This window comes from Streptomyces sp. NPDC042002, assembly GCF_055588305.1.
The window spans coordinates 141,780-156,952 of the sequence record NZ_JBVJCT010000007.1 but is presented as its reverse complement, the minus strand read 5'-3'; the positions used below and the strand labels follow the sequence as shown (position 1 = coordinate 156,952).

The 15,173-nt window shown below is 70.9% G+C and carries 13 protein-coding genes and 1 tRNA gene; 8 read left to right on the top strand and 6 right to left on the bottom strand.

What is annotated here, in order from left to right; translation table 11 throughout:
* Nucleotides 1-40: 40 nt before the first annotated feature.
* On the bottom strand, nt 41-1,243 hold the full coding sequence (locus tag ACZ6KY_RS13815; RefSeq protein ID WP_469310503.1) for an acyl-CoA dehydrogenase family protein: 1,203 nt from the start codon (nt 1,241-1,243) through the stop codon (nt 41-43).
* A gap of 246 nt (nt 1,244-1,489) precedes the next feature.
* The gene (locus ACZ6KY_RS13810; RefSeq protein WP_469310502.1) at nt 1,490-1,801 is read right to left on the bottom strand and encodes a hypothetical protein; all 312 of its coding nucleotides are present in this window, start codon (nt 1,799-1,801) and stop codon (nt 1,490-1,492) included.
* A gap of 372 nt (nt 1,802-2,173) precedes the next feature.
* On the opposite strand from ACZ6KY_RS13810, the gene ACZ6KY_RS13805 reads away from it, so the two are divergent.
* Both ACZ6KY_RS13805 and ACZ6KY_RS13800 read left to right on the top strand, forming a co-directional pair.
* Nucleotides 2,174-3,055 carry a bifunctional DNA primase/polymerase gene (locus tag ACZ6KY_RS13805; protein WP_469310501.1) on the top strand — a complete coding sequence of 294 codons (882 nt, stop codon included), beginning with the start codon at nt 2,174-2,176 and terminating at the stop codon, nt 3,053-3,055.
* A 627-nt stretch (nt 3,056-3,682) separates the two neighbouring features.
* Nucleotides 3,683-4,960: a hypothetical protein gene (locus ACZ6KY_RS13800; protein WP_469310500.1), complete on the top strand. Its 1,278-nt coding sequence runs from the start codon at nt 3,683-3,685 to the stop codon at nt 4,958-4,960.
* 354 nt (nt 4,961-5,314) lie between these two features.
* On the opposite strand, the gene ACZ6KY_RS13795 is transcribed toward ACZ6KY_RS13800, so the two are convergent.
* A tRNA-Ser gene (locus ACZ6KY_RS13795) sits at nt 5,315-5,401 on the bottom strand.
* A 438-nt stretch (nt 5,402-5,839) separates the two neighbouring features.
* On the opposite strand from ACZ6KY_RS13795, the gene ACZ6KY_RS13790 reads away from it, so the two are divergent.
* Both ACZ6KY_RS13790 and ACZ6KY_RS13785 read left to right on the top strand, forming a co-directional pair.
* Nucleotides 5,840-6,049: a hypothetical protein gene (locus tag ACZ6KY_RS13790; protein ID WP_469310499.1), complete on the top strand. Its 210-nt coding sequence runs from the start codon at nt 5,840-5,842 to the stop codon at nt 6,047-6,049.
* On the top strand, nt 6,042-6,860 hold the full coding sequence (locus ACZ6KY_RS13785; RefSeq protein ID WP_469310498.1) for a DUF2637 domain-containing protein: 819 nt from the start codon (nt 6,042-6,044) through the stop codon (nt 6,858-6,860). The genes ACZ6KY_RS13790 and ACZ6KY_RS13785 overlap by 8 nt, the downstream gene beginning before the upstream one ends.
* Nucleotides 6,861-7,026: 166 nt before the next feature.
* On the opposite strand, the gene ACZ6KY_RS13780 is transcribed toward ACZ6KY_RS13785, so the two are convergent.
* A complete protein-coding gene (locus ACZ6KY_RS13780) occupies nt 7,027-8,517 on the bottom strand; it encodes a S1C family serine protease (protein WP_469310497.1) in 1,491 nt (496 codons plus the stop codon).
* Nucleotides 8,518-8,774: 257 nt separating this feature from the next.
* Here ACZ6KY_RS13780 and ACZ6KY_RS13775 point away from each other — a divergent pair, with 257 nt between their 5' ends.
* The 3 genes from ACZ6KY_RS13775 to ACZ6KY_RS13765 all read left to right on the top strand — a co-directional run bounded on the left by ACZ6KY_RS13775 (nt 8,775) and on the right by ACZ6KY_RS13765 (nt 11,445).
* Complete coding sequence (locus tag ACZ6KY_RS13775) at nt 8,775-9,584, top strand: glycerophosphodiester phosphodiesterase (RefSeq protein ID WP_469310496.1); 810 nt, start codon at nt 8,775-8,777, stop codon at nt 9,582-9,584.
* Nucleotides 9,585-9,709: 125 nt separating this feature from the next.
* Entirely contained in the window at nt 9,710-10,339 is a 630-nt protein-coding gene (locus ACZ6KY_RS13770) for an ATP-binding protein (protein ID WP_469310635.1), read from the top strand.
* Nucleotides 10,340-10,476: 137 nt separating this feature from the next.
* Nucleotides 10,477-11,445 carry a DUF5926 family protein gene (locus tag ACZ6KY_RS13765; RefSeq protein ID WP_469310495.1) on the top strand — a complete coding sequence of 323 codons (969 nt, stop codon included), beginning with the start codon at nt 10,477-10,479 and terminating at the stop codon, nt 11,443-11,445.
* A gap of 232 nt (nt 11,446-11,677) precedes the next feature.
* On the opposite strand, the gene ACZ6KY_RS13760 is transcribed toward ACZ6KY_RS13765, so the two are convergent.
* Complete coding sequence (locus ACZ6KY_RS13760) at nt 11,678-12,274, bottom strand: hypothetical protein (protein ID WP_469310494.1); 597 nt, start codon at nt 12,272-12,274, stop codon at nt 11,678-11,680.
* A 179-nt stretch (nt 12,275-12,453) separates the two neighbouring features.
* Nucleotides 12,454-13,119 (bottom strand): bifunctional DNA primase/polymerase, encoded by a 666-nt coding sequence (locus ACZ6KY_RS13755; RefSeq protein WP_469310493.1) that lies wholly within the window; start codon nt 13,117-13,119, stop codon nt 12,454-12,456.
* 482 nt (nt 13,120-13,601) lie between these two features.
* On the opposite strand from ACZ6KY_RS13755, the gene ACZ6KY_RS13750 reads away from it, so the two are divergent.
* The gene (locus tag ACZ6KY_RS13750; protein WP_469310492.1) at nt 13,602-15,113 is read left to right on the top strand and encodes a PP2C family protein-serine/threonine phosphatase; all 1,512 of its coding nucleotides are present in this window, start codon (nt 13,602-13,604) and stop codon (nt 15,111-15,113) included.
* Nucleotides 15,114-15,173 lie beyond the last annotated feature (60 nt).

Here is a 15,173-nt window from a genome sequence, read left to right as displayed (position 1 = left end):
CCGTCACGCGCGGCGCCCTCACCGCCCGCTCCCCGGCCGCTCACCGCCGCCCCCTCTTCATGCCGAGCCGCATCGTCGCGACGATCTCCCGCTGCACCTCGCTCACCCCGCCCCCGAACGTGTTGATCTGCGCCGCCCTGTTCATCCGCTCCAGTTCGCCGACCCCGAACGCCCCCGGTGAACCGGAGCGGACCAGCGCGTCCGCTCCCACGATGTGCTGACATATTCGGAACACCGCGACGGCGGATTCGGTTCCCATGACCTTCACGCCGCTCGCGTCTCCGGGCGCCGGTCCACCGGCTCCCAGATCCCCCACCAAACGCCAGTTGAGCAGGCGTGATGCCGCCAGTCGCACATGCGCTTCGGCGAGCTGGAAACGCACCCACGGCTCGTCAACCCTTCGCCGCCCGGTCACCGGATCAGGTGTACGGGCCGCCTCCAGCGCGGCCACGTAGAAGTCCTCGGCCTGCATGCCGATCGCGGCGAGGGCCACCCGCTCGTGGTTGAGCTGGCTGGTGATCAGTCCCCAGCCGCCGTTCTCCTCGCCGACCAGGTTCCCGGCCGGGACGCGGATCCCGTCGTAGTAGGTCGCCGTGGTGGTCTGGCCGCCCACCGTCTCGATCGGTGTCCACGAGAAGCCGGGAGCGTCCGTGGGGACGAGCAGGATCGAGATGCCCCGGTGCTTCGGCGCGTCCGGGTCGGTCCGGCAGGCGAGCCAGATCCAGTCGGCGTTCTGGGCGTTGGACGTGAAGATCTTCTGCCCGTCGATCCGCCAGTGCCCGCCCTCGGCGCCGGCCCCTCCCGCGCTTCCCCCGGCCCCGGCCTCCCGGACGGCGCGCGTCCGCAGCGAGGCGAGGTCCGTGCCGGCCGACGGTTCCGAGTACCCGATGGCGAAGACGAGTTCACCGCTCAGGATGCGCGGCAGGAAGAAGTCCTTCTGTTCCTCGCTGCCGTATTTCATGAGGGTCGGTCCGACGGTGTTCAGCGTGACCATCGAGACGGGCGCACCGGCCCGGTAGGCCTCGTCGAAGAAGACGAACTGCTCGTCCGCTCCGCGCCCCTGCCCTCCGTACGCGACCGGCCAGCCGAGCCCGAGCAGACCGTCGGCGCCGATGCGGCGCAGCAGCGCCCGCCGTCGTGCGGGGTCGTCGGCGGGCGGTGGCCCGTCCGGCATCAGATCCCGGAAGTACGTGCGGAGTTCGGCGCGCAGCCGCTGCTGGCGCTCGGTGGGGGCGAGGTGCACGGCGGCGGCCCTCCCGGACCTCGTACGAACAAGGTTTTCTGACTGTCCGTCAGATGCTGTTGCCTGTCAAGGTCACGGACACCACCCGGAACCGCCCGCGCGCCACCGGCGTGAGCCACCCCTCCAGCACCCGAACACGTCTGCGCGACGGCGCCGAAGCACCGTCGCGCAGACGTTGTGAACCCCCCACGGAGCACTACCCCATGCGGAAGACCCCCGGCCGATGGGAACCCATCGGCCCCCTGCTCACCAGAGCTCGCCGAAGTTGACGAGGACGTTCTCGTTGCCCTGGTTGACGGCCGTGACCGCGGAGCCCTTCACCTGGGCGGTACTGCTTTGATTCGAGGCTCCGGAGCCGACCGCCTGCTGTTGAGCGGTGGAGGAGTTGCCGCTGTTGTCACGCCCGACCCCGCTGCCGCTGACGGTCGCCACTCCCGCGTTCGATCCGGTGTCCGCGAAGGAGCCGTTGTCGGCCGCCGCGACGCCGGAGAAGAGGGCGGCGGTCAGGGGCAGCGCCGCGACGGCGGCGAGGACGCGAGCGGTACGGATGCTTGCCATGTGAATTCCTCCAGAACCGGTTGTACGCACCGGCGGTGCGCCGGGACGTACGGGAAATACGGCTTGTTCCAAGGCGGTTGGCCGACCGCCTCGGCGCTGTCCACGACGTCGCGAGTCCAGAGTTGCCCACCGCATCCCCGGCGAACCACCCCGGAAGCCGCAATTCCCCCTCAAGCGTGATGACATGTCGATAAACCACCTTCACGCCCACAAAGCCCCTGCTCAGCCACCTGTCGGCCGCTCAATCCCAAGTGCCGCAACAGCTGAAGCGTTCCGGCGCGTTTTCGGCCGATCTCGCCCATTCACCCGCCCGGCGCCCTCACGCCTCCGGAGAACCCTTCCCTTTTTCGAACACCCGTACGAACATGAAGTATGGCCACCATCGACCGGCGGGCCACCACCCTGGCCCTGGCCCACGCCCTGTCCGCGGCCGAGCGCGGGCTGGCGGTGATTCCGCTGTCCCGTACGAAGCTCCCGGCCCTGCGCTCCCCCCACCGCGACGACCCCGACCCCCTCCCCTGTCACGGCGAATGCGGCCGCTTCGGGCACGGCGTGTACGACGCCTCGACCGAGCCCCGGCGCATCCGCGCACTCTTCGCCGCCGCCCCCTGGACCACCGGCTACGGCATCGCCTGCGGGCTGCATCCGCACCACCTCATCGGCGTCGACCTCGACACCAAATCCGATACGGACTCCTCGACCGCCCTGCGCGAACTGGCGCTGCGCCACCTCTTCACGATCCCCGGCACGGTCGTCGTCCTGACCCCCAGCGGCGGCCGCCATCTGTGGCTGAGCGGACCGCCGGACGTCGTCGTCCCCAACTCGGCCGGCCGGCTCGCCCCGGGCATCGACATCCGCGGCGCGGGCGGCTACCTCGTCGGCCCCGGCTCACGCACCGAACACGGCGTGTACGAGACGGCCCCCGGCACCGCTCGACTCGCGCCCGCACCCTGCCCGCCCGAACTCCTGCGCCTGCTCCTGCCGCCGCCCTCGCCCCGCGCGCACCACCCCACGCCCTCCGCGACCGACCGGCAGGGCCAGGGGCTCGTCCAGTTCGTCCTCGCCGCGCACGAGGGCCAGCGCAACACCCGCCTCTTCTGGGCCGCGTGCCGTGCCTACGAGAACGGCATCGGCCCCCAACTGATCACCCCGCTCGTCCAGGCCGCCGTCCGCACGGGCCTCACCGAACGAGAGGCCCGCTCGACGATCGCCTCCGCGGCACGGATGACGGCTCCTTCGCCCCGGAGGCACTGAAGCGACGCCGTCCCGCACGTCGCCGGGTGACAGGCGACACGGGGGAGGGCCGCGTCACCCCGGCCGCGGGGGCGAGGGCGTCGCCGATCGGGCCGGCACGGGGAGCCGCCCCGCCGGCGCGGGAGCCCGCGGAGCCGGCCGGCGCCCCGCCCGGGGAGCGGCCCTCGGGCCCGGAGGCGGTGCGGGACCACTGACCCCGGTGGGCCGGTGACCGCTTCGGGCGGCGCGGGCGACGGGTGGGGCGCCGCCCCGCCCACCGCCCGCCCTGGTCCCCGCGCATCCGTCGGCGCACAGCGGTCGGTGAACAGAACTGCGGGACGATGCACACGTACGGGGTGCCGCAAACCAGGCTTCATCACACGTACGGGTGAGCGTCGGAACCTGACGGCCGGGTATGGGGTCACTGGCTCGGAGCTGCGGAGGGGTCTGGTCCGGTGACGGCCCGAGTGGCGAAAACGCCCGGTGACAACGGCGTTTCCGGAAGGAAGTGATGACACGGAACGCGTTTCCGGTCCTCATGAGTCAACAGCGTGAGCGTGTCTACACCGAAGCAAACGTCTCGATTGTTCAGAATGTTGCCAACTGCCCCATTTGAAACTTTGAAGTTTCGCTGCCGAGGAGCGTGGCATGCAGGTTCGCAGGTGGCTCCCAGGCCAACCCACCCATATCGGTCGGCACGACTGGCCGGACGAGGGCGACGACACGACACACCTGCGGTTGCGGGCCGACTCCATTGTGGTACTCGACCGGCAGGCCTGGCGGATCCTGGAGATCAACGACTACGCGGGCGACTGGTGGCCGGAGTCCTATGAGAAGGCATGGGGCGAACACGTGGAGTTGTGGTGGCACGCCAACGAACTGCGGCGGGCCAACAGCCAAGCGGTCAAACCGGCCCCCGAGCGCGCCGAGTTCTACAAGCGCCCAGTGGTCCTGGTCCTGCGCAGCGAGAACTTGCCCCGATCCGCGCCGAAGCACTGGTGCGCTCCCGCCAGCCACGACTGGCAGGTCCTCCCGGAGCACTACGCCGTCTGCCGCGCCTGCGGCGAGCTGCCGCCCTGCCACCACGGGGAGTACCGCTGGGAGGGCGGTCCCCGCCGGCCGGAGCAGAGCGGCGGCATCCCGCTCATGGTGCCGGAGGGCTGCTGCATGGGGTGCGCCGAGCAGATCAAGCCCCGGGGACGAACCGTTCACTTCCCGGGTCCGAACCTCTGGTACCCGGACCTGGGAGAGAACACCGCGGTCTTCCACACCCGCACCGCCTGCGCCGATCAGGTCGACTGCTATCGCGTGCAGTGGCAGACCCAGTACAGCCCCCGCGCCTCCACGCACTCCGCCACCTTGGCGTTCCCGGGTTTCGAACACTTCCTCCTGCCCCGGACGCGTCGCGCGCCGGACCTGATCCCGCACGTCCAGCAGATCTCCCATGGCCTGTACGCCGCACAGCCCTCACCGGTTCTGCCGTCCCGGCCGGAAGAGGAGGCACACACCTCCCCGGTCAGCGGCTCCGGCACCTTCCACCCCCCGTTCGACAGGTACCGAGGGGAGCCGGAGACCGGCGCGATGCCGGTCGGCCTGCCGGCACCCGCCTTTCCTGAGCCGACGCACCAGCCGGCCCCCGCGGCTTCCGGCGTGCCCACGGCAAACCCGACCGTGCCGGTCCGGTCCGCCGCACCGGGGTCTCCTCCCCCGGCCGAGGCGTCCGCGCCCGCCGCCGCTTCGCCTCTCCCTCCTGCCGAGAGCGCCGGGGCAGCCCTCCAGGCGGCGCAGGAACTGGGCCTGTCCCTGGCAGGGCGCCCGGCCTTCCACAACGCGGAGCAGGCGGCCAGGGTGATCGAGGAACTCACCGCCGCGGTCCGGAACATCGCGCTCTGCCTGAACAACCCAGCTGCCCGTGAGCGCTCCTGACCCGCGTACGGCGGCCGGGCGCGGGCTGCCTGTCACGGCCGTCACGATCCGGGCCGCTCTCTTCGGGTTCCGTCACGGCCGTCAGGAACCGACCCGGCACGCCCACGGGGAGCGGATGACGGCTCCCCCCGGCGCCCCGGCCGTGTCGGCCTCCCATCGCGGCGCCCGGCACAAGGAGCGGTGCGCTCCTCGAAGGTCCTGGGACAGGGGCCTGGGACAGAACTCGTGCCAGGCTTCGGGGCACACCACCGATCGACACCATGACGGAGCCTGATCGACGCGGGACAAGCCTCATACGGATGGGGTGCCCCTCAGTGAGAGGCACCCCGTCCGGCCAGGTAAACCCATGAACTGCGGTGGGTGTGGGATTTGAACCCACGGTGACATCGCTGCCACGACGGTTTTCAAGACCGTTCCCTTAGGCCGCTCGGGCAACCCACCCCGCCCCCGCCCACCTGGGGTGGGAGCGGATACAGCGTACCCGGCTCCAAGCGTCTCGCGGAGGCGCGGTCCACACCGGGTCCACCAGCGCCGAGCGGGCTCACCGACGTCACCGGTCCGGTGCCGACGGCTGAAGCCCGGTGCCGTAACCGTGTGATCGGAGAGAAGGGCCTCCATGGGGGCTGTCCTGACCGCCCCCATGGAGTACGGACCCACCCGTCAACGCGCGGGAACCCATCAGCTCCGGGTTCACGAAAAACCGCTTTCGCGGATACTTCGCCGGTTTGCGCTCACTCGATTGCCACACATCTGAAGGAGGGGGAGCGGCGTTAGCGAAATATGGCGAACGCAAGCTATCTCGCTCCACCCGTCTCCGGACCGACGGCGGAGGGTCCGGCCGCCGCGGCCCGTGCCGTGGCGGCCGGACGGTACACCTACATGCCTGCCGCCGCGTACACATCGCCTGACGCCCGCGGCACCCTGCACGGAGACGGCGCGCGCATCGAACTGCGTGGCACCGAGTCGCTGTTCAGAGATTTCCTGACGGTGCTGGACGCGGTTCAAGAGGAAATCAACCAGCGGTGGAACGGCCAGGGACGCTCCGGCCGCCGCAGCCCTCACGTGACTGGGACGAATTTCCGTGAATGACGACTATCCGAATCTCTCCTTCGCCCGGTACGGACAGCAACCCGGATATCCCACCGGGACGGAGACCGGTGGGTACGACGATCCCGTCGACTCCCTGCACGAACAGGGCTGGGACCCGGTCGAGGAGCTCACCTACCTCCTCCAGGACGCCGCCGCGGAACAAGAGGTCATCGTGCCTCCACCGCGCAGCGAGCCGGCGTACACGGACGAATTCACCAGTGACCCGATGGACAATCTGGTTCAGCTCACCGCCGAGTTGCCGCCCATCCGGCGGTCCTCGACCGGACATCGGAAAGTACGAGTCCGCAATCCCCGCTTCAACTGGCTACAGACCGTCAGCTTCGTGATCGCCGCGCTCGCCGCCGCCACCGTGTCGATGGTGAGCGTCTTCAGCGGCATGGTGGCCTACACACCTCTGCAGCACATCGCGTCCAACGCGCAGAGCGGCACGGGGCCTTGGTGGCCTCTTCTGGTCTACGGCCCCTGGATGGTGGCCTCGCTCTCCATTCTGAGAGCCGCCCTCCACCAGCGCCGGGCCGTGCACTCCTGGTACATCGTTCTGCTGTTCTCCTCGGTCGCCATGATGTTCTGCGTGGCCGACGCCCACCAGACCATCACGGGTGTGGCCACGGCCGTCGTACCGGCCCTCGCGTCCTTGAGCTGCTTCCAGCAACTGGTCCGTCAGATCACGCTGACCCGCCCGCCGCGCCAGACCGTGTCCCGCCATCGGCAGCGCCCCTGCCCGGCCGCCTCCGCGGAGCGCGTCGAGGGCAAGAAGGGGTCGGCGGCCACGAACACGCCGCGCGCCTGATCCGTCCGGAGGGCCGTCACGCCCGAGGCGGGACAGCCGGCACGCGGAAGGGGTGTCTCCCGTGAGAGACACCCCTTCCGAGCTGTGCGTCCATTGACCTACTGAGCTACCGAGCCGCTGACCGGCCGACCCGTGGATCGGCCCGGTCCGGGACAGGAGCCGAGGGTCAGTTGTCGCCCTCCCGGGAGCCCAGGGTGACGTCGACCGTGTGGGTCTTGCCGTCGCGCGTGTAGGTGAGCTTGACGGTGTCGCCGGGCTTGTGGGTCCAGATGGCGCCGATGAGGGTCGGGCCGCTGTCGACCACCATGTCGTCGAGCTTGGTGATGACGTCGCCGGGCTTGAGACCCGCCTTGGCCGCGGGGCCGCCGGACTCGACCGCCGACGAGCCGCTCGCGCCCTGCTCGGTGATCTTCGCGCCGCCCGTGCCGTCCTCCAGGGAGACCGAGGCACCGATCTTCGCGTAGACCGGCTTGCCGGTCTGGATCAGCTGCTGGGCGACGTACTTGGCCTGGTTGATCGGGATCGCGAAGCCCAGGCCGATGGAACCGGACTGGCCGGAGCTGCCGAGACCGCCACTGGTCGACGACTGGATCGCCGAGTTGATGCCGATCACCGCGCCCGAGGCGTCGATCAGGGGACCGCCGGAGTTGCCCGGGTTGATCGAGGCGTCCGTCTGCAGGGCGCTCATGTACGAGGACTTGCTGCTGGCGCTGCCGTCGCTGGAGGCGACCGGACGGTTCTTCGCGCTGATGATGCCCGTGGTCACCGTGTTGGAGAGACCGAAGGGCGCGCCGATCGCGATCGTGGGATCGCCGACGGCCACCTTGTCGGAGTCGCCCAGGACGAGCGGCTTCAGGTCCGAGGGCGCGTTCTTCAGCTTGATGACCGCGACGTCGTACCCCTGCGCGTGGCCGACCACCTCGGCGTCGTACTTCTTGCCGCTCGGGAAGGTCGCGGTGAGCTTGCCGCCGTCGACCGCGTCCGCCACCACGTGGTTGTTGGTGAGGATGTGGCCCTGCTTGTCGAAGACGAAGCCCGTGCCGGTGCCGCCCTCGCCGTTGGTGCTCTGCGCCTCGATGGTGACGGTGCTCGGCAGCGCGTTGGCCGCCACGTTCGCGACCGTGCCCGAGGCGCGCTTGACCTGGCCGCTGGTGCTCGGGGCGGACACCGTCGTCGAGTCGGTGGAGTCGTCGTTGTTCTTGGCCAGGGAATAGCCGATGCCGCCGCCCACGCCGCCGGCGACCAGCGCGGCCACCAGGACCGCGGCGACCAGGCCGCCGCGCCCGTTCTTCGGCTTCGGGGCGGGCTGCTGGTAGGAGGAGCCCCAGCCGCCGGTTCCCGAGCCGCCGCCGTCGGCGTACGAGGGGGTGGCGGGCGGCGGAGGCGGCCAGCCCGCCTCGGGGGCGGAACCCTGGGTCGCGGCCTGTCCGTAGGGGTCGGCCCCCTGCCCGGCTCCGGCCGACGCGTACGCCGGCATGCCCGCGGGCGCCGACGCGTGCTCCGGTGCGCCGGAGGTGCCGGGCACCGCGGGAATCGGAGCGGTCGGCGCGCCCCCCGCGTGCGAGGCGCCCTGCGCGGAAGCAGCAGGAGTTTCCACCGGCACGGGAGGTGCGGACGGGGCCGGGGGTACTGCGGTGCCCTCGTTCTCGGTGCTCACAGCTCTTCTCCTCGATCCACGGCTGTTGTTCTCGGTCGCACTCGGTCACGCCCACTCACGCTTGTCGATGGCCCGGCGCGATTCAGCTGTGCATGTGCTTTTGTACGCCGTCAGCTTTTCCCACAGGGCGTCAGGGCACCATAAGCGGTGGCTGTGCGTCCGAGGCCATCCTTTATAACGGACCTTTACGGTCGAAAGGAATGAATTGGGACGCATCTCACCTCACGCTCGCCGCGCGACGATGGCACCATGACGCGGTGACCCTCGCACGACAGCACCCGATTCAGGTCGTCGCCCACCGCGGAGCCTCCGAAGAGGCCCCCGAGCACACCCTGGCCGCGTACAAGAAGGCTATCGAGGACGGTGCGGACGCCCTCGAGTGCGATGTACGGCTGACCGCCGACGGCCATCTCGTCTGCGTCCACGACCGCCGCGTGAACCGTACGTCCAACGGCCGCGGAGCCGTCTCCGCCCTGGAGCTCGCCGAACTCGCCGCACTGGACTTCGGCTCCTGGAAGAACCGCGAGGAGTCGCCCGACTGGGAGCACGCCCCCGTGGGCCTCGAGGACACTTCCGTGCTCACCCTGGAGAGGCTGCTCGAACTCGTCGCCGACGCCGGCCGCCGCGTCGAGCTGGCCATCGAGACGAAGCACCCGACGCGCTGGGCGGGCCAGGTCGAGGAACGGCTGCTGCACCTGCTGAAGCGTTTCGGCCTGGACGCCCCCGCGTCCGCCGACGACTCCGCGGTGCGCGTCATGAGCTTCTCGGCGCGCTCGCTGCACCGCGTCCGCGCCGCGTCCCCGACCCTGCCGACGGTCTATCTGCTCCAGTTCGTCTCGCCCCGGCTACGGGACGGACGACTGCCCGCGGGTGTCCGGATCGCGGGCCCGTCGATGCGGATCGTACGCAGTCACCCCGGGTACATCGAACGACTGAAACGAGCCGGACATCAGGTGCACGTCTGGACCGTGAACGAGCCCGAGGACGTCGATCTCTGCGTTGAGCTGGGCATTGACGCCATCATCACCAACCGTCCGCGCGCGGTACTGCGTCAACTGGGCCGCTGACCTGGCCTGCCCCGAAGTGCGCACCCACGGAAAACACCATGGCCACCCCTCGAAAACCATCGAGAATCGGCCATTCGATTACAGGGAGTGCACCGGCGCGTTCGTTCCGCATTCGATCGTTACGAGTGCGTCAGCAGACGTTGATTGGCCGGTTTCCGGTCCATTCCAAAGGGGCATCCACTCCGTGGCGTGGGGCAAAGGAGGTCTCGGGGGTGGCGTTGGTGGTGGCACAGGAGGTGCCCACGTCGTCGAGCATGGCCGTACCCCATGGCCCTGCGGGCGTGGGGGAAGCAAGACACCGGATGCGGGATCAACTGCGCGCCGGCGGTGTGGCGGAAACAGTCATCGACGATGCCGTACTGATCCTTTCCGAACTGCTCAGCAATGCCTGCCGACATGGCCGGCCCCTGGGCGACGCCCTCGCGGGCGACGGCGATGTGCGCGCGACCTGGCGTATCGACCCGGCGGGACGGCTGACGGTCGAGGTGACGGACGGTGGTGGCCCGACCCGCCCCGTCCCCGCCACCCCGTCGGTCACCGCGCGGGGCGGTCGCGGGTTGAACATCATCAGGGCGCTGGCCAAGGACTGGGGCGTACGGGACGACATCCACGGCGAGGTCACGGTGTGGGTGGTCATCCAGGACGACGTCGAAACGGCGCGCCGGCACGACGACTTCGCTACGCGCGTCGCGTCACCGAGGGTGTCCGGGATACCCGGACTGGACTTCGTGGACGCCTTCGACGACCTCGACTGAGACCGGACCGGGGCACGCGGGCCGGCCGCCGGGTTCCAGGACGACGCGGTGCGTTGTCCACAGGATCCCGTCGGTCCCCGTACGAACGGCTAGGCTCGCGGCAGTACGAGACGAGCCGTGATCGGGAGACACCCACGATGGCCAAGAAGCGACCCCAGACGAAGGCCAAGCAGCCGCAGTTGAAGGACGGCGGCGAGATCCCGGTTGTCGGCGCTCGCGAGCCCTGCCCCTGCGGCAGCGGCCGCCGCTACAAGGCCTGCCACGGCCGGGCTGCCGCGCACGCCGTGACCGAGCTGGTGCACCGTCCGTTCGAGGGCCTGCGGGGCGAAGGGGACTGGGTCGCGCTGCGCGAGCTGGTGCCCGCCGCGACCGTCGAGCTGAAGCTCAAGGAGAGCCTGCCCGAGGACGTTCCCTCGGTCACCCTCGCCACCGTCCTGCCGATGGCGTGGCCCGCGCTGCGCCGCGAGGACGGCTCGGTGCTGCTCGGCCTGCAGAACGACACGGCGTCCGGCGACATCAGCCGCGACCTGGCCGACACCCTCCAGCGCGCGCTCGTCGCGCCGCCCGGCACCCCGGTCGAGGGCCGGCGCGCCCCGGCCGACGGTCCGCGGCTCCAGGACCTGCTCGACCCCGAAGGCACCTTCGAGCCAGTTGTGCACAGCGGCTTCGAATTCTGGGTCCCCGACGCGGAGAACGCGTCGGCCGAGGTGACCGCCTCGCTGGAGCGGGCCAACGCCGCCGCCATCCCGACGGTGAAGCTCGCCGGGGTCGACGCCGCCTACTGGTGCGAGACGCCCGACAAGAACCACCTGCGCTGGGTCATGCCGTACGCGGAGGAGCAGCTTCTGGACGCCCTCGCGCGGCTGCACGCCGAGGGCCGGTCCAGCCTCGGGGAGGGCACCCGGCTGGTCGGTTCCTTCCGCGCGCACGGCCTCACGGTGCCGGTCTGGGACCTGCCGACCGGTGTCACGGCGGACGACGTCGAGAAGCCGGCGGCCGAGTTCGCCGAGCGCCTCACCACCGCTCTGGCCATGGACGCGCCGCTGACCGCGGACGAACGCCGCGCGCGCGGGGGGCTCACCAACCGCCAGGTGACGCTCAGCTGACCCACAGCGGAACCACAGACCGGGAAACTGACCGACCGGTCAGCTGGTCAGGCCCTCGGAAACGGGTGACTCCTGTCACAACTCCCCGTTGTGACAGGTAAATCCGTGTCCGAATAGCCGAGATCGAATTTGCGAACCGCAGATCTCTTGTTACCGTTCGAGTAGCCCGGTTGCTGGTGCATCCCCCGTCGCCAGCAACCGGGTCTTTCCATGCCCGGAATCCCGTAGGGCATCAACCGCCTTGCCAGCGACCCGAGTTGCTCCCCGAGCGCAGCAGCAGCGGCCCGTCGGAGCCGGCGCTCCTCGCGAACTCCGCGACCGCCGAATACGCCCCCGGATCCCCCGCCGTGCGCTCCCTGGGCGTCTCGCACGCCCCCGGGTCGTCCTCCGCGTCCACCGCGCAGTTCATCTGCACCGTGCGTCCGCCGGGGCCCATCAGAGTCAGGTCCGAGCTCAGCGCGTCGCCGGTCGCGTTGCGGTAGTAGGTGCGCGCCCACGTCTCCTCGCCCCGCGTCAGGACGCAGGTCTGCGCCTCGACGCCGTCGGGCGAGGAGAGCTCGGGGCCGCACCGGGCGGCGGTGGCGAGACCGAGGCCGAGGAGTGGGGGAGAGCGCCGGGGTTCGGGCGCCCGCGGCCGGTCTTCCGTACGAGCCGCCCCGCGCGCGGCCGCGGAGTCGTCGTCGCCCACGGAGCCGGCCGAGGCCACGGCCAGTGGCAGGCCGAGGACGAACGCCACGACACCGGCCAGCGCCACCAGACGGACTCTTCGGGGGTCCGGGCCGCCGCGCGCCGGCGTTGAGGCCAGATGCCCCCGAGAATGACGCTGCATAGGCGGACGATAACGAGCACGGGCCGGGGGGGGGGGGGGGGGGGGGGGGGGGGGGGGCGCACGGGGGGGGGGGGGGGCCCCCCCCCGCCGAGTGCGCTCCCATACCCACCCCCCCCCCCCCCCCCCCCCCCCCCCCCCCCCCCCCCCCCCCCCCCCCCCCCCCCCCCCCCCCCACGCCCCTACAACTCGGGAGCGCTCACACCCGTACGAGTGAGCGCCTCGACGACCGCATCCACCACGGCCTCCACGTCGGGCACCCAGGGGGCGGCCGAACCGGGCAGCGGAGCACGCTCCCAGCGGATCTGGCCCTGGCCCGTCTCGGACGGCGGCAGCGCGATGTAGCCGCCCTCTCCGTGGAAGCGCAGGGAGCCGGGAACGAAGTCCTTGGCGTAGAGCAGTTCGCCGAGCTGCTCCATGGAGTACGGGGCGACGAGGATCGCCCAGCGGGAGGGGGACGCGACGACCGGGCCGAGGCGCATGCCCGTGCGGTCGAGGGCCTCGAGAGCGCGGGCCGCCGCGAGTGCGGGCAGGCTCACCGCGCACGGGGCGCCGCCTCCGGTGGCCAGCACGATGGGGGCCGACGGCCGGTTGGTCCACCACCAGCGCACCATGCGCTGGTCGGTGGTGGCCGCGAGAAGGCCGGGGTCGAAGGGATGGGCGCCGGGCACCGTGCACTCCGGGTCGGGGCATCCGCAGCGGGCACGCCCCTGCGGGTCGGCCGCCACACCCGGGAGTACGGGCCACCGCCATTCGGTCGCGAAGGTCAGGGCCGCGCTGAGCATCTCAGGCCTCCCGTTGTTCCGCCTGGACAGGAGCCTGCGTCGCCTTCCGAGGATCTCGCGCATGAGCGCTCGTTCCTTTCCGTTGCACGCCTGGCAACACCGAGGATCACATCACACCATGTGTCGATCACTTCACTGTGCGTACCTGCTGGCGCATCACACCCCCGCTGGAGACAAGGGGAACCCCTCTGGGCCGAGCATGTGGCTGTGTCCGCGCCCATACTGCGTGGATCCAGAGCATGGGCATGGCGTGGGGTGGCGGCGCCTGGCGTTTTACGTCCCGCGTGTTCCTTGCCGCCTCCGCCACGGGAGGATGGGGCACGGTCGTCGGTGGTTAAGACGCCCGGGTCCGTCGCCAGGTTCCGGGCGGATCTCAACCACCCCTGGCCTTCACCGAGTACGTACCCATCACGACCGCTGTGACGCTCCGTCGAACGAGGCCAGTCGACCTCAATAAGCCGTTACCCGAGTCAGTTTTAGGCCAATTTTGATTTCCCGCAAGGGTTACCGCCGGTCTCACGGACACCAGGAATCCCAGCAGGACAATGCTGGACATCCCCTCACGACTACGTGTACATGTGGAGACACCGCTAGCGGCGCAGAACGACATGGGGGTTTGCGATGCTATTGAGCAATACGCACCGGTCGGAAAGCCGGACGTCATGAACGCCCCTCACCTTCCGAAAGTGGCCGGAATCGATTCAACGGTTCCATCGCCCGCACACACTGTCGCGCCGGCGCCCGCTCCCGCGGGTGCCTCTTCGGCCACCGCGTCGGCCGGTCCCGGGGCCGCTCTCCAAGATCGTCTCGCGGGCTGGGTCTCGGACCTCACCACGCTCCACGAACTCACCGAGCGCCTCGCACGCACCGCGACACTGAGCGACGCACTGCAGGAACTGCTGCGTGCCGGAGCCGCCCTCGTGGGCGCCCGGCGCGGTCTCGTCGTCATGGAACCCGGCGACGGCCTCGGCCCCGACACCACGATCGGCCTCGGCCTGGCCCGAGCGGACCTCGGCCACATCGAGACGGTGCCGCGCAGCTCCATGTCGTACGGGAAGATCCTGGACGGGCTGCCGGGCGGCGAGGGCGAGATCACCCAGCCGGACCTCCTCTCGGAGGACGGACTCGACCCGCGCCACCGCGAGGTGGCCGCCCGTCTCGGCTACGCGGCGAGCTACGCGCTGCCGCTGTCCACGGAGGCGGCGGGCCGTCTCGGTGCCGCCGTATGGCTCTACGACGAACCCGCCGAACCGGTGGAGCGTCAGCGCCACCTCATCGGCCTCTACGTCCGTTACGCCACGGAACACCTGGCGCGGCTGCTGGAGCTGGAACGGGCGCGTGCCTGTGTGACGACGATGTCCGCGGAGCTGCTTCCCCCACGGCTGCCCCGGGTGTCCGGCGTCCAGCTCGCCGCCCGGCACCGCACCGGCCCGCGCGGCGGCGGCGACTGGTACGACGCGCTGCCGCTGCCCGACGCCGCGCTCGGCCTCGCGGTCGGCTCCGTCACCGGGTCCGGTCCCAGCGCGGTCGCCGCCATGGGCCGGCTGCGGGCCTCCCTGCGGGCCTACGCCGTCATGGAGGGCGAGGACCCCGTCGCCGTGCTCTCCGACCTCGAACTGCTGCTGCGGCTGACCGAACCCGCACGCTCCGCGACCGCCCTCTTCGCGTACTGCGAGCCCGCCCTGCGCAAGCTCACGCTCGCCGGTGCCGGACACAGCCCGCCCCTGGTGATCGGCCCGCGGCGCACCGAGTTCGTGGAGACCTCCCTGTCGGCGCCCCTGGGCATGCTCGCGTGCTGGGAGGCCCCGAGCGTCGAACTGACCGCCGACCCCGGCGAGACCGTGCTGATCTACACCGACGGCCTGCTGCACCGCACCGGCGATCCGATGGACCGTGCCTTCGCGCGGCTGCACGCGGCGGGGGCGAGCGTCCCGAGGGCGCTGCGCGACGACCCCGGCGCCATCGCCGACCATGTGCTGCGCTGCGTGCTGCCGGACGGTCTCGACGAGGTGGACAGCGACGAGGACGTGGTCCTGCTGGCGGCCCGGTTCGAGTGAGCGGACGAATACCCGGTGTAATAGGCCTTCCGGCCCTGGGCCCCCTTCAGTACGACCGTA